This window comes from Nocardia sp. NPDC050175 (assembly GCF_044459885.1).
GTDB lineage: Bacteria > Actinomycetota > Actinomycetes > Mycobacteriales > Mycobacteriaceae > Nocardia.
The window spans coordinates 46,846-62,052 of the sequence record NZ_JBITJI010000025.1 but is presented as its reverse complement, the minus strand read 5'-3'; the positions used below and the strand labels follow the sequence as shown (position 1 = coordinate 62,052).

8 protein-coding genes are annotated in these 15,207 nt (G+C 69.8%); 4 read left to right on the top strand and 4 right to left on the bottom strand.

Annotated elements, in window-relative coordinates:
* The first annotated feature begins 73 nt into the window (after positions 1-73).
* The 3 genes from ACIBK2_RS45580 (at position 74) to ACIBK2_RS45570 (ending at position 4,436) form a co-directional block, all read left to right on the top strand.
* Complete coding sequence (locus ACIBK2_RS45580) at positions 74-850, top strand: ABC transporter ATP-binding protein (protein WP_396977484.1); 777 nt, start codon at positions 74-76, stop codon at positions 848-850.
* Positions 851-864: 14 nt separating this feature from the next.
* Positions 865-3,378 carry an ABC transporter permease gene (locus ACIBK2_RS45575; protein ID WP_396977482.1) on the top strand — a complete coding sequence of 838 codons (2,514 nt, stop codon included), beginning with the start codon at positions 865-867 and terminating at the stop codon, positions 3,376-3,378.
* Between the two features lie 230 nt (positions 3,379-3,608).
* Positions 3,609-4,436 carry a phosphatase PAP2 family protein gene (locus ACIBK2_RS45570; RefSeq protein WP_396977480.1) on the top strand — a complete coding sequence of 276 codons (828 nt, stop codon included), beginning with the start codon at positions 3,609-3,611 and terminating at the stop codon, positions 4,434-4,436.
* Between the two features lie 216 nt (positions 4,437-4,652).
* Here ACIBK2_RS45570 and ACIBK2_RS45565 read toward each other — a convergent pair whose 3' ends face one another.
* From ACIBK2_RS45565 to ACIBK2_RS45550, 4 genes are all read right to left on the bottom strand, one after another.
* On the bottom strand, positions 4,653-5,813 hold the full coding sequence (locus ACIBK2_RS45565; protein WP_396977478.1) for a VWA domain-containing protein: 1,161 nt from the start codon (positions 5,811-5,813) through the stop codon (positions 4,653-4,655).
* Positions 5,814-5,907: 94 nt separating this feature from the next.
* Complete coding sequence (locus ACIBK2_RS45560; protein ID WP_396977476.1) at positions 5,908-8,349, bottom strand: DUF5682 family protein; 2,442 nt, start codon at positions 8,347-8,349, stop codon at positions 5,908-5,910.
* A 39-nt stretch (positions 8,350-8,388) separates the two neighbouring features.
* A complete protein-coding gene (locus tag ACIBK2_RS45555) occupies positions 8,389-9,489 on the bottom strand; it encodes an AAA family ATPase (protein ID WP_379285662.1) in 1,101 nt (366 codons plus the stop codon).
* Positions 9,486-12,359: an SWIM zinc finger family protein gene (locus tag ACIBK2_RS45550; RefSeq protein WP_396977474.1), complete on the bottom strand. Its 2,874-nt coding sequence runs from the start codon at positions 12,357-12,359 to the stop codon at positions 9,486-9,488. Before ACIBK2_RS45550 ends, ACIBK2_RS45555 begins: the two co-directional genes overlap by 4 nt.
* A 444-nt stretch (positions 12,360-12,803) precedes the next feature.
* Between ACIBK2_RS45550 and ACIBK2_RS45545 the strand changes: the two genes are divergently transcribed.
* The gene (locus tag ACIBK2_RS45545; protein WP_396977511.1) at positions 12,804-15,200 is read left to right on the top strand and encodes an AAA family ATPase; all 2,397 of its coding nucleotides are present in this window, start codon (positions 12,804-12,806) and stop codon (positions 15,198-15,200) included.
* Positions 15,201-15,207: the final 7 nt, after the last annotated feature.

Genomic DNA, 15,207 nt, shown 5'->3' with positions numbered 1-15,207 from the left:
CGCGCATCGATACCTGGCGAGTCGGGGAATTCCCTGATGGCGCGCTGGGCGGAACGCGGTAAGACTGGTGTGCATGACTTCGCAAGCTTTGGGCGCCGACACCGCCGATGTGGCGGTTCCGACCGATGTCGCGGCCCGCGCTATCGACCTGATGAAGGTCTACGGGTCGGGAGATACGCAGGTCCGGGCGTTGGACGGGGTGTCGGCCGAGTTCGCGAAGGGGGAATTCACGGCGATCATGGGGCCCTCCGGCTCCGGCAAGTCGACCCTGATGCACTGCCTGGCCGGACTGGACAGCGCGAGTTCCGGCACCGTCCGGATCGGCGACACCGACCTGGCTGGGCTCTCGGACAAGCAGATGACGCGGCTGCGGCGGGACCGGATCGGCTTCGTCTTCCAGGCGTTCAACCTGGTGCCGACGCTGACCGCGCTGGAGAACATCACGTTGCCGCTGGACATCGCCGGGCGCAAGCCGGATCAGGAGTGGCTGGACACCGTGCTGAAGCGGCTCGGCCTCAACGATCGGCTCACCCATCGGCCCAGCGAGTTGTCCGGCGGACAGCAGCAGCGGGTGGCCTGCGCGCGGGCGCTGGCGGGCAAGCCGGAGATCATCTTCGGCGACGAGCCGACCGGCAACCTGGACTCGAAGGCCTCCGAGGAGGTGCTGTCGATCCTGCGCGCCGCGGTGGACGAGTTCGGGCAGACCGTGGTGATCGTCACACACGAGCCGCATGCCGCCGGGTTCGCGGACCGAGTGGTGTTCCTGGCCGACGGCCGGATCGTCAACGAAATGCGTGATCCGACTTCGGATACCGTGCTCGACCGGATGAAGGCGCTGGAGCAAGCCTGATGAGCGGAAGTCCGATGCGGAAGGTTGCGCTACGCAACCTCGCCGCACATAAGGTTCGGCTTGCACTCACGTTGCTATCGGTGGTGCTGGGTACCGCGTTCATCGCGGGCTCGTTCGTGTTCACCGACACGCTGCAGCGCACCTTCGACGGCATCTTCGCCGGCCAGGCGAAGGGAGTCGACGTTCGGGTGAGTCCCAAAGAGCGCCAGGCGCAGGGGGTTCCGAACAATATCGTCGACGAACTGCAGAAGTATCCCGGGGTGCGGGCGATCGCGCCGAGCGTGAACGGCACCCTGGTGTTGCTGACGCCGGACGGGAAGAAGGCGATCCAGACCGGTGGCGCGCCCACCTTCGGCCAGTCGTATCTGCCGCCGGAGCAGGCGGTCGCCGAGCCGAACAAGTTCGTCCAGGGCGTGCCGCCCGCGAAAGCCGGTGAGATCGCGCTGAATATCGGCGGCGCCGACCGGGCCGGGCTGAAGATCGGCGATCACACCAAGGTGATGATCCCGTCGCAGGGCAATCCCATCGATGTGACCCTCACCGGCATCTATCAGGTGCCTTCTGACACCGGCGGATTCATCGGCGTGCTGTTCGACGACGCGCAGGCCCGCAAGCTGTTCACCGACGGATTGCACGTGGCCTATGTCGACATCGCGGCCACCGGCATACCCGGTGATCAACTGCGCGACAACCTCATCAAGGACCTGCCGAACTACAAGGTGCAGAACGGCGATCAGGTGCGTGCGGACCTGAAGAAGGAAGTCTCCAACGCGCTCAACTTCATCAACTACTTCCTGCTCGCGTTCGGCGCGATCGCGCTGATCGTCGGGACGTTCATCATCTACAACACCTTCTCGATGATCGTCGCGCAGCGACTACGTGAACTGGCCCTGCTTCGCGCCGTCGGGGCGAGCAGACAGCAGGTCGGGCGGTCCGTGGTCGCGGAGGCGTTCGTCATCGGATTGGTCGGCAGCGCACTGGGATTGGCCGCTGGCGTCGGGTTGGCGTTCGGGTTGTCCGCGGTGCTCAACGCGTTCGATCTCGGGCTGCCCACCGGGACGTTGGCGGTGCTGCCGCGCACCATCGTGGTCGGGCTGCTGGTCGGCCTCGCCGTGACGGTGCTCAGCGCCTACGCGCCAGCCCGGCGGGCGGCGAAGATTCCGCCCGTCGAGGCGATGCGTGAGGAATTCGCTTCGGCCGGTGACTCTTTGCGAGTGCGGACGTTGGTCGGTGCGGTGCTCGCGGTGGCCGGTGCGGTGCTCGTCTATGTCGGTGCCCAATCCACCGGGGGCAACGCGGCTTTGACCGTCGGGATCGGTGCGCTCGCGCTGATTCTCGCGGTGTTGCTTGCCGCGCCGGCGCTTTCGCGGCCGGTGGTCGGCGGGCTCGGTGTACTGATCCGCCCGTTCGGCCCGATCGGGCGGATGGCCCGCAACAATGCCGCACGGAACCCGCGTCGTACCGCCGCAACGGCTTTCGCGCTCACTCTCGGGCTGATGCTGGTGACCGCGATCGGCATGCTCGGCGCTTCGGCGAAGGCAAGTGTCGGCGTCCTGGTCGACAAGGGCGTGAAGTCCGAATACGTGCTGGCGGGACAGCAATTCGTCGGGGTGCCGTTCGGTGCCGCCGACGCGGTCCGCAAGTCGGTGCCCGGCGTGGCCGACGTGGTCGGGATCCGCGGTGTCGGCTTCAAACTCGGCGACGACCAGATCGGCGGTACCTCGCCGGACGGGCGGCTCGATCAGGCCCTGAACTACGAAATACTGCGCGGCAGTGCGACTCTCGGCGATCGGGACATCCTGGTGTCCGAGGACGAGGCGGACAAGCGCGGCTGGCAGGTCGGCCAGGAGATTGCGCCGACCAGCTTCGACGGCAAGAAGGTGCCGCTCACCGTCACCGGCATCTACCGCAAGACGCCGCTGCTCGGCGCGCTGGTGGTGTCGCCGGTTGTGTACAAGGAGGTGGTGCCGGTCAACTTCCAGAGCAATGTCGTCGTGCTGGTCACCGCCAAGCCCGGCGCGAATCTCACCGAGCTGCGCAGCGATCTGGAGAAGGCGGTCGAGCCGTTCCCGGTGGTCCAGGTGGAGGACCGGGAGGAATTCAAAGGCGCGCAAGGTAAGCAGATCAACACCCTGCTCGCCATCCTCTACGGCCTGCTCGCGCTGGCGGTGGTGATCGCCATCCTCGGCATCGTCAACACCTTGGCGCTGTCGGTGGTGGAGCGGCGGCGCGAGATCGGCATGTTGCGCGCGGTCGGGATGCAACGCTCCCAAGTGCGCCGAACCATCTATCTGGAATCGATGCTCATCGCGGTGTTCGGCGCGATTATCGGCATGCTGCTCGGGCTGGGTCTCGGCGTCGGGTTCCTGCGAACGCTGCGTGATCTGGGCCTCGATCAGATCGCCATCCCGTGGTCACAGCTGGTGCTCGTCTTGGTGAGCTCTGCCGTGGTCGGCGTGCTGGCCGCCCTCTGGCCCGCCGTGCGCGCGGCCCGAACGCCACCCTTGGCGGCGATCGCCGACCTGTAGTCAACCGCTGTCCGGCGGGCCCCGATTCGTCGGGGCCCGCCGTTCCGTTTTCTTGGTGCTGGCGGAATCGATTGGCCCACAGCGGTTCCGGGGCCTGGCGGCGACTGTGATGCCTGTCTCGTCACCCCCTGGTGAAGTTGTCCGGCAGGTGGTGTTAAGTTAAACGGAGGATGTAGCTCCACTTAATTGCCGGGATCGGCCTGGTTCAACGGAGAAGGAGGCCGCGGGCAATGGTGGCTGTTGGTCTTGGCGGGCCGGGTGCCGGGCTCGAGCTCGCGCCGGGCGGGATCGTCGAGCGGATGCGGGCGGCGGTGCACGGCCGCGGCGGCGAGGCGGCCGGGCAACTGGTGCTGATCACCGTGCTCTATCTCGGGTACCGCGTCGGCCGGATGGTCACCGCCGACGACACCGTGCGCGCGTTCGGCAACGCTCGTCGCATGCTCGGCCTGGAGGATCGGCTCTGGTTGCCCGAGGAGACGACGCTGCAGTCAGTGTTCGTGCAGCACAACTCCTTCGCGCTGCCCGCCAATTTCTATTACGCCACCGCGCATTTCACCGTCGCGGTGGCGGTCCTGCTGTGGCTGTGGGTGTTTCGGCCCGAGCACTATCGATGGACGCGAAACCTGATGGTGGCGTTGACCGCCGCCGCGCTCGTCGTGCACGTGCTGATGCCGCTCGCGCCCCCGCGCATGCTGCCGGAGTACGGCTTCGTCGATCTGGCCGCCGTGCACGGCCAATCCGTCTATGGCTCGGCCGAATCCGGCGGGCTGTCCAACCAGTTCGCCGCCATGCCCTCGCTGCACGTCGGCTGGGCGCTGCTGCTCGCCTTCGCCGTCGTCGCGGCGACCCGCACACCGTGGCGCTGGCTGGCCCTGGCCCACCCGGTGCTGACCACCCTGGTGGTCGTCGGCACCGGCAACCACTACTGGCTCGACATCATCGTTGCGATCGGGTTGCTGGCCGTGGCCGCGCTGCTGCATCCGAAGCTCGTCCCGACCTCGGCGACCGCGTGGGGCATCATGGGCCCTGTCACCGCAAAACCGCTCGTGACCAGCTGAAAACTCGCCCTACGGTCGACCCTCGAACCCGACTCGCACCCGCGATCTCTGTCGTACGATCTCCTGAGCTGTCCGGTTAGCCCGTTCAGATAGGAGCCCGATGGAATTCCTCACCACGCTCTCCACCCTGCTCGGCATCGCACTGCAGTTGATCAACCTGGTCTCCGCCATCTCCAGCCTGTCCGGCTGATCGTTGCCCCTGCCTCGCGACACGTCTCAGCTGTGGCTCGTATTGGCGTTGGCCCAGACTTGCAGGTCGCCGCGGTCCAGGGCGACAGCGAGTAGGGCGGGGAACTTGTCGGGAGTGCAGGCGAAGGCCGGGACGCCGAGGGCGGCCAGGGCGGCGGCGTTGTCGTGGTCGAAGGCGGGCGCGCCCTCGTCGGAGAGGGCGAGCAGGACCACCACCTGGACGCCGGATTCCTTCATGGCGTTGACCCGGCGCAGCATTTCGTCGCGGACGCCACCCTCGTAGAGGTCGGAGATGAGCACGAACAGGGAGTCGGTGGGGCGGGTGATCAGGGTCTGCGAGTAGGCGATGGCCCGGTTGATGTCGGTGCCGCCGCCGAGTTGAGTGCCGAACAGGACGTCGACGGGGTCGTCGAGTTTGTCGGTGAGATCGACGATTTCGGTGTCGAAGACGACGAGTGAGGTCTTCAGCGAGCGCATGGAGGCGAGGACGGCGCCGAAGACAGAGGCATAGACCACGCTGGCGGCCATCGAGCCGGATTGATCGATGGCGAGCACGACATCGCGCTGTACCGCTTGGGCTTTGCGGCCGTAGCCGACCAGCCGCTCGGGCACCACGGTGCGATGCTCGGGCAGGTAGTTGGCCAGGTTCTTGCGGATGGTGCGGTCCCAGTCGATATCGCGCAGCCGCGGGCGGGAGACGCGCGCGGCCCGGTTCAACGCGCCGGAGACGGCGGCCACCGTGTGCGCGGCGATGCGCTGTTCGATCTCGCGCACCACCTTCTGCACCACCATCCGCGCGGTGGCCTTGGTGGTTTCGGGCATCACCCGGTTCAGGCTCAGCAGGGTGCCGACCAGGTGCACGTCGGGCTCGACCGCCTCGAGCAGTTCCGGCTCCAGCAGCAGCTGGGTGAGGTTCAGCCGCTGCACCGCGTCGCGCTGCATCACCTCGACGACGGTCGAGGGAAAGTAATTGCGGATGTCGCCGAGCCAGCGCGCCACTCGAGGCGCGGACCCTTGCAGCCCGCCCGCACGCTTGCTGGAGGTTTTCTCGTCGTCGTTGTACAGCGCCGACAGCGCCCGGTCCATCGCGACGTCGTCGGCCTCGCCGAGTCCGCCGAGCCCTTCCTCGGCGGCGGTGCCGAGCACCAAACGCCAACGCCGCGCCTGTGTTTCGTCGACAGCGTTCATCGCATCCCCTGAGTGTCGGTCGAGCCATGGGTCGACCCGGATCGGAATCGTCGCGCCGTGGCGGCGGTGTCGGAGTACGTGGCAAGCGGCATGGTCATACCGACACCCCCAAGATTTCCGCAGCCGCGCGCAGGGCGATGGTGCCGCGCGCGACGTCGAAACTTCCGTCGTCCTCGCCGTTTCGGATAGCGGTGGCACCGCCGTCGCGCACCGCCTGGCCGATGGCGCGGCGCTCGCCCGACTCGAAGGCGCCGAATGTTCGGCGCAGCAGGGGGAGTGTCTCGACGAACTGGTCTTCGCGCAGCGCGCGCAGCCAATCGTCGATGAGGCGCAACAACTCTCGGTCGTGCACCAGCAGCAGCCCGCGGCCGCCGAGGAAACCGTCGACCCAGGCCGCCTTCGCTGCGGCGGTATTGCCGACCGACAGTGCGGCGGAAAGCCGACGGGCGGAATCGATCTCGTCGATGATGCCCGCGTCGCAGAGCAGCCGGACGGCGCGGCCGACGAGCGCGCCGTGCACGTCGTCGCGATCGGCGAGCTTGCCGAGCGCGCCGAGCCATTCGCCGGTGGCCCAGCCGTCGTCGCGGGTGTGGATGGCGGTGTGCGCCGCGTCGAGCATGCCGCGCAGCTCGGTGGCCGCGCCGGTGTCCAGGCCGGTGACGGCGCCGGGCAGGCCCGCACAGACGCGCACCAGCAGGCCGTCGGCGACGTGCGCGAGTGCCTTGGTGTCGGTGCCGCGGACGTCGCCGTAGCGCAGCGTCCTGATCAGGCCGGGCAGCGCGGCGAGCAGGTGGGTGATGTCGTGGTCCAGCGCGGCGGCCGATTCCAGCCGGGTGATCAATCCGTCGGTGGCGCCGCCGAGATCGGCCAGCAGCGCGACCTCCAGTGCGGCGGAGAGATCGCCGACGGTGCTGTCCTCGCGGCTCGCCGTGTCCAGGATCTTCGCCTCGGCGGCGGTGCGGATGGTGGTGCCCCAGCGGGAGGCCTCGATGATCGAAATGGCGTACTCCGGTCGCCATTCCAGCGTCCAGGTCTCCCGGAAGGTGCCGGTGCCGCGCACCTCGCTGGTGGTGAGCGTGCCCCAGGGAATGTCGAGCACACGTAACCGGTGCAGCAGCCGGGAGCGCTCGACCTCCCGTTCCTTGCGCAGGTCGAGGTCGAGGACCCGGGACAGCGCCTCCTGTTTCATCCGCAGCGTGCGGATCCGGGCGCGCAGGTCGGCGTCGAGCGGAACGGTCGGGGTGCCCTCGGGCACGGTGCCCAGCGCCTCGCCGATGACGAGTTCGTTGACGACCAGCCGCAGCATGGTCTCGTCGCCCGCGCACATCACCGCGCGAGTGGCCTCGGTGACCTCGGACAACCCGGCCAGCGGGCGATCGCGCATGGCGGCGAGGGCATCGGCGAGGCGGACGGCCTCGATGATGTGCGCGCTCGACACCGGCAGATCGTGTGCCCGCAGCACCCCGGCCACCTTGGTGAGCCAGCGGACGATCGGCCGCTCGGTCTCGGTGAACAGGTGGTGGTACCAGCCGGGGGAGGTGATCCCCGCGCCGTATCCGGAGATCGTGGACAGCCGCGAGTGCGTCCACGGCACCCAGGTCAGCGTGGCCTTCGTCTTCGGAAGTCCTTTCAGCAGCCGGGTATCCGCGGCCGCGGGCCCGAGCTTGCCCGCGAGCGCGGGCGCGTGCCAGGCGCCGCACACCACCGCGAGACGGACCGCCCCATCCTTCAGCGCCTTGCGCATGGTCTGTCGCATGTACGCCTCGCGCCGCAGCGTGTGCGCGTCGATGCGGACGGGCTCGAGCCGGATCGGTTCCAGCGCGATGACGTCGGAGGTTGCCTCGGCGACCGAATTGGTGCCCGTTACCCCCGCATCGTCGTCCGGTCGCAGATCGATCGTCGCCTCGTGCGCGGGCGAATCGTGTTCGTCGGCCTCGTGTTCGACCACCGCGCCCTGCTCGTCCAGCATGGCGTCGATCGGCTCGAGCTCGATCGCATCCTGCTCGGCGGATTCGCGCAGCGCACCCATCGCCTCGGTGATCGCGTCGAAAGCCGTTGCATCGGGCGCGGATTCGACGACCGCGTCCCACCATCGCTCGGCATCGTCGTACCCGCCCGCGGCGGCGAGCTCGGTCAACGGGTCGAACCGATCCCCGGGCTCCTCCTCGGCGGCGAGCACCATGGTGGCGGGCAGGTCGCAGAACCGAACGGGCACACCGTATTCGGCGGCATAGTCCAGCGCCTGCCACTCCGGCGAGAACACCGCGTACGGCCAGAACGCGGCCTTCGCCGGCGCGTCGGGCACATAGGCCAGCAGCGCGACCGGCGGCGTCATGCCCTCGGCCGCCACATACCCGACCAGCGGATCGGCGTCCGCGGGTCCCTCGATCAGAATGGTGTCGGGCTGAAAGGCCTCCAGTGCCAACCGAAGTGATCGCGCCGAACCCGGACCGTGATGGCGGATGCCGAACACGCGGGTCTGCGGGCCGCCGGACTCCGAGTCGCGGTCGGCCGCGCCGTGCTGCGCCTGCGTCATGGTGTCACCCCCTGCTCGTCTGCCTGCCGCCGCTGCCACTCACCCGGAGACCTCGCGGCACGCCCGGTAGAAGTCCGACCACTCCGGGCGTTCGCGCACAACGGCTTCCAGGTACTCGGTCCACACCACCGCATCGGCGACCGGGTCCTTGATCACCGAACCGAGCACGGCGCCCGCGATATCGGCGGCCCGCAGGACGCCGTCGCCGAAGTGGACGGACAGGGCGATCCCGTTGGTGATCACCGAGATGGCCTCGGCGGTGGACAGGGTGCCGGAGGGCGATTTGAGCTTGGTGCGGCCGTCGGCGGTGATGCCGGAACGCAATTCGCGGAAGACGCGTACCACCCGGCGCACCTCCTCGGCCGCGGCGGGCACCTTCGGCAGTTCCAGCGAGGCGCCGAGCTGTTCGACGCGGCGGCTGACGATGGCGACCTCCTCGTCCTCGCTGGCGGGCAGCGGCAGCACCACGGTGTTGAAGCGGCGGCGCAGCGCGGAGGACAGCTCGTTCACGCCGCGGTCGCGGTCGTTGGCGGTGGCGATGACGTTGAAGCCCTTGGCCGCCTGCACCTCGGTGCCGAGTTCGGGCACCGGCAGCGTCTTCTCGGACAGCACGGTGATCAGCGCGTCCTGCACATCGGACGGGATGCGGGTGAGCTCCTCGATCCTGGCGATCGAGCCCGCGCGCATCGCGGTCATCACCGGCGACGGCACCAGCGCGCCCTCGCTCGGGCCCTCGGCGAGCAGCCGCGCGTAGTTCCAGCCGTACCGGATCGCCTCCTCCGCCGTCCCCGACGTGCCTTGCACCAGCAGTGTCGATTCCCCGCAGATGGCGGCCGAAAGATGTTCCGAGACCCAGGTTTTGGCCGTGCCCGGCACGCCCAGCAGCAGCAGTGCCCGGTCGGTGGCGAGCGTCGCGACGGCCACCTCCATCAGCCTGCGCGGACCGACGTACTTCGGGCTGATCACGGTGCCGTCGTCGAGCGTGCCGCCGAGCAGGTAGGTGACCACCGCCCACGGGGAGAGCCGCCAGGACGGCGGGCGCGGGCGTTCGTCGGCGGCCACCAGGGCGCGCAGTTCGTCGGCGTAGGCCTGTTCGGCGTGCGGACGCAGCAGGTCGGGCGTCACGTCGGTAGTGGTCACTGCAACTCCTCGAGCATCATCGAGCGGTGGTTGAGGTCGTGGGCGAGCTGATCGAAGGCTCGTTCCCAGGTGGGATCGCCGCAGCGGCGGGCCACCACGGCGGCGGCGCTCGCGGCGGTCACGGGTAGGTGCACCGACGCCGCGGCCAGCAGCGACCGGTGCGCGTTGGGGGTGTTGCCGTGCGCCTCCGGGCGGCGGGCCGCCGCCCTGGCCCGTTCGAACAGCAGCAGAATGAGGTGCTGCGCCAGCGGTTCCGGCCACGGATGTCCCATCGCGGGCAGCAGCGCCTCGATCTCGGAGAGCCAGGAGCCGTCCAGCTCGAGCAGGTGGCGGGTGCGGTCGGCCATCGGCAGCAGCGCGAACAGCTCGCGCCTGCGCAGCATGGCGACGTCGGTCGGCACACCGGCGTCGAACAATGCCCGCGCCCACACCGAATCGTGCTGTGCCAGTGCGGCATCCACCCAGCCGTCGAAGATCGGCTGCCGGAAGCGATCGTCGATGCCTGCCTTGACGGCCTTGTCCGGCGTGCCGAGCACGCTCGCCCAGTGACCGAGCGGTGTCGCCGCGACCAGCTGACGCAGCCTGCCCGCGGTGACGTCGGGTGCGCCGCCCCATCGATAGGTGAACTCGACGCTGCGATCGGTGATGCCGTCGCGATGCGCGGGCGGATCCAGCGTATCGGGCAGGGCGACAACGAGTTCGGTGTGCCGCAGCCGATGCTCGACGCGGACCCACTCGCCGGCCCGCCGCGTCATGCGGTGCGCGAACGCCGAATCGGGCAGCAGTGTCAGCAGACCGGCGGCGGTCCGCCGGACATCGGAGCGCCGATCGTCCAGCCCGGCTTCCAGCAGCGGCTCGTCGGCCCGCGAAATCCCGTCGGCGAGTATCGCGAGCAGCTCGGCCTTCAACGGACCGGATTCCTTCGGCCAAGCGGTGGCGAGCGTTTCGCGGGCCGCGTCGGCATCCCGGCGGCGCAGCTCGGCCAGCCACCCTCGGCGCTCAGGTGGCTGCCCGAACTGCCAAACGTCCTCGGTAGGAGCCGTTGCGGGCTGCTGGCGCACCAGGTTTCGCCATTCCGGATGCTGACCAGCGAGCCAGCGTCCTCGGGTGCCTGCCAGGCGCAGCAGCGGCTCGCGCAGCTCGGCGTTGCTCTTCGCCTGGTCGAGTAGTTGCCCGCACAGCGCGTCGGGCGCGCGATAGTCGTACGGCGTTGCCGCGGTGAACCATTCGGGCAGAAACGGGGACCGCTCCTGCAGCATCCGCGCGAGGCGACCGGCCGCGATGTGCGGCAGCAGTCGTCGGGTGTCGTCCTCGGCGGGTTCGGGCGCCTTCGCGGTGGCCGCGCGCACCCCGCCGCGCGCGTAAACGTCCTGGAGCGCGGCGGATTCGAGCAGGCGCAGCGCCGGGTCGGCGGGTAGTCGGTCGGCGGCGTCGGCCACCGGCCCGGCGAGCCGGGTGAGGTCGGGCGCCCGGCGTGCGGTGCCGAGCAGCGCGACGGAGGTGAGGTCGGCCGCGTTCGACGAGGCTGTCGTTCGGGTATTCGGTGCGCTGCGGCCGACCGGATCGAGTCTGGCCAGATCGATCACCTCACCGGCGGTGAACACCGAGACCGGCACCAAGCCCTCGATGGTCCAGTCGGCGGTGATCGTCACCGGATGACCGCCGGACACACCGAGCAGCCGCCACGGCTGTTCGGTGGGCGCCACCGGCAGCGCGGTGCCGTCGGATTCGGCGATGTACCAACCGCTTTCGGTGTGCACCGGCACCACATCGACGAGCAGCACCGGCCACCCGCGCAGCCACGGATCGTCGCCGATCGCCGCCGCATGGTCGGCGAGCGCGGCGGCCACCGTGCCCGGCCGGTCCGGATCCGTCGGCAGCGTCGTGAAAGGTTCTGCGGCACCGTGCCGTTCACCCCACAGCGCCCGCAGCGGCGCGGCGCCGGGGTAGTAGTGCAGGTCCGCGTCGGCCAGCAGGCCGAGGGTCGGTACGTCGGCGGGGAAGCCCGGCGTCCCGAACGAGTGGTCGACCACCAGCGCCCAGCGCCGAGACTCGCGCCCGTACAACCACGTTCGCCGAGTGTAGAGCCGCTCTTCCTCGGTGATCCGGACGCCGAGCACCATCCACCGGTCCCGCACCGCGGGCTCGGTGCGCACCGCCTCGGCGGGATTCGGATAGCCGACATGGGTTCGGATGCTGGCGCGTAACTCGGGCGTCAGCTCGTCCAGCCTGCGATGCGCCGTGATGAGCAGGTGCAGCCGCGCGTATTCGCGCAGCACCACCTCGGGCCAGTCGGCCCTGGTCACCACGGCGGTCGGCAGCTGACGCAGGGTCGAGGCGACGCCGGGCGCCTGCGCGTCGACCATCCGTGCGGCGATCGTCTCGAACGCCCGGAACGATCGGTCGGTCTGCGCCAGACCCGTGCGCACCTGATCGCCGAGCCAGACATCGAGTTCGGCCAATCCGGCGGTAACCCGCACCCGCCGCTGCTCCGCGGTCGCCGGATTCGCGGTGCGGGCGGCGGCTTCCGCCGCGGGCTTGGCGGCCTTGGCGATCCGGCCGTCGATCCAGCTGCCCGCGAAGTCGGCGATCCCGGGCGCCACCTCGACCCGGCCCGCCGCCCACTCGAGCAACAGCGACAGCGCGTGCTTGCACGGGAACTTGCGGCTCGGACAGGAGCACTTGTACGCGGGACCGGACAGGTCGACGATCGTCTGATACGGCTTGGCGCCGCTGCCCTGACACAGTCCCCACAGCGCGGTGTCGTGCTGCCCGGTATCGCGCCAGCGGCTCGCGAGTTTCCGCGCGGCCGACAGCGAGCTCGCGTCCGGCGCGAGCGCCGTGACCTGGTCCTCGCTCCAGCGCGTCATGTCTTCCCCCGTTCGTCGGTTGACCGGATTTCTACCCCAGGCCACCGACAAGTGCGGACTCGGCCGGTGTGTTCGGCACGGAAATTGCTGTGGCGTCCCGGGTTTCGATGCCGAAAACCTCTTGCGTACATGGGTATTCTCTGGCATTCTGTCCTGTTCGGCTCGACCGAACCATCCAATTCGGGTGATACACCGACGAGCTGCCCGCCGGGGCTGGCGAGGGGTGGACATCGAGGCGCGGCCCCAGCCGTTTCGATGGCCATATCCATCCCCGCGCGGGCAGATTCGCATCGGGGCCGGAGGATTTCCTCCGGTGGGCGAATTCGACGCGATCGGGTAGCGTTTCGCACAGCTTCGACAGTGGCGCCGCGCACGGGGTCGGAGGACGTGTAGCGGCTCGGTGGTGGAGGGGGTCCAACCAAATTGCGTCCCGACGCCGATCCGGTGCCGCGGTTGACCGAGGTGGTAACCCGCAGGCTCGCTGCGGATCCCGCGGTGACACCGTCGGTCGCACGCACCGTCCTGCGCGCCCTCGGCGGCACCGAGAACGATGATCGGGCAACCGAATTCGACGACGGCGGGATCTTCCTGCGCGCCATCCGGGTCCGCGGCTTCCGCGGCATCGGTCCGCAAGCCGAGCTGCAACTGCCGCCCGGCCCCGGCCTCACCCTGGTCGTCGGCCGCAACGGCAGCGGCAAATCCAGCTTCGCCGAGGCCGCCGAGCTGGTGTTCACCGGCGGAAATCGCCGCTGGGACGGGCGATCCGCGGCCTGGCGGGAGGGCTGGCGCAACCTGCACGACGGCGGCACCGCCCGCATCGAGGTGGAGCTGCTCACCACCGGCACCAAGCCGCAGCTGACCATTGCCAAGGAATGGGCCGCCGACGCGGACCTGCCCGACGCGACCTGGACCGAACAGCACCCGCCCACCGCGCCAACCGAATTCGACATGGATCGCTGGGCGGGCAGGCTGGAGCTCTACCGCCCGTTCCTGTCCTACAGCGAGCTCGGCGCGCTGGTCGACGGCAAACCGAGCGACCTGTTCGACGCGCTGCACCAGCTGCTCGGCCTCGACGAACTGACCTTGGCGCAGGAGCGAATTCGGATGCGCCGCCTGGAACTGGAACGCGCCGTGCGTGATTCACGCCAGGAAAGGCTCGAGCTGCTGGAGGCGCTCGAGACGGTGGCCGACGATCGTGCCGTGCGGGTGAACGGCCTGCTCCGCCCCGCCCAGCCCGACCTCGCCGCGGTCGGACGCGAGGTGATCGGCACCTTCGACGATCCGGACGGCCCGGCGGGTCTGCGCGCGATCGTGCGGCTCACCCTGCCGACTGCCGCGGAGGTGGCCCAGGTGGCCACCAGGCTGGCGGAATGCGGCACGGCGCTGACCCTCGGCACCACCGCAGACGCCGAGGCCGACCTGCGCGTGCTGGAGCTGCTGCGCCGGGCTCGCGATCACCACATGGCGAGCGGCACCTGCCCGTGCCCGGTGTGCGGTCGCGGCGACCTGGACGATACGTGGGCCCGCGAGGCCGACGCCTCGATCGCCACCCTGGCCGCCAGGGTCGACGCGCTCACCACCGCACGCACCGAACTCGGCGATGCCCTGCGCGCGGCGCGGTCGTTGCCGGATCTCATTCCGCCGGAACTGGATTTCGACCCGCGTAACCCGCCCTCGGTGGACACCGCCGCGGTCCGCCGGGCCTGGGCTGACTGGGCCGCGCTCACCGCCGCCGACTACAGCACCGACCTGCCGGACCGGCTGCGCGGCGCACACGCGCGGCTGGTCGACGAGCTCGATCTGGTGCAGCAGGGCACCCGCAAGGAACTCGACCGGCTCGACGAGGTGTGGACCCCGCTGGTGCCGCGCATCGTGAGCTGGCTGGAGGGCGCGCGCGAGGTCGCCGCGCACGCGGCCGAACTGCGCACCGTCAAGAAGGCCGAGGACTGGCTCAAGTCCGCCACCGCTGGCCTGCGCGGCGAACGGATGACGCCGCTGGAGACCACGGCGCGCTGGGTCTGGCAGACGCTGCGCCAGCAGAGCAACGTGGAGCTCGGCTCGATCACCTTGCAGGGCAACGCCGGAACGGCCCGCCGGGTGCTGCTCGACGTCACCGTCGACGACGTGGACGGCGCCGCGCTCGGCGTGATGAGCCAGGGCGAGCTGCACGCGCTCGGGCTGTCGCTGTTCCTGCCGAGAGCCACGGTCGAGGAGAGCCCGTTCCGCTTCGTCATGATCGACGATCCGGTGCAGGCGATGGACCCGGCGAAGGTGGACGGGCTGGCCAGGGTGCTGGCCGCGGTCGCGTGGACCAGGCAGGTGGTCGTGTTCACCCACGACGAGCGCCTCGCCGAGGCGGTGCGCCGAATGCAGTTGGACGCCACCGTATTGGAGGTGCAGCGCCGCGACCGTTCGGTGGTCGAGGTGCGGGTGTCCAGCGACCCGGTCCGCCGCTACCTCGACGACGCCCGCGCGCTGGTGCGCACCCCGCAGCTGCCGCAGGCCATCGCCGACGAGCTCGTCGCCACCTGCTGCCGTTCCGCGGTGGAGGCCGCGAGCCTCGGCCGGGCCAGGCGCACCCTGCTCGCCGACGGCATGAACCATCGCGAGGTGGAGCGCCACATCGATGCCGCGCAATCCACCAGGGCGAAGGTCGCGCTCGCGGTGATGGGCGTCGGCGGCAAGGTCGACGATCTCAACAAGCATCTCGTTGCGCGCGAAGGGAAATGGGTGGTCGAGGCGCTGCGCGACGCGACGGCGGGCGCGCACGTGCCGATCGGGCGCAGCATGCGCGAATTGATCACCGAGACCGAACGATTCGTCGCGTGGCTCGGGAAATGACGGCGCG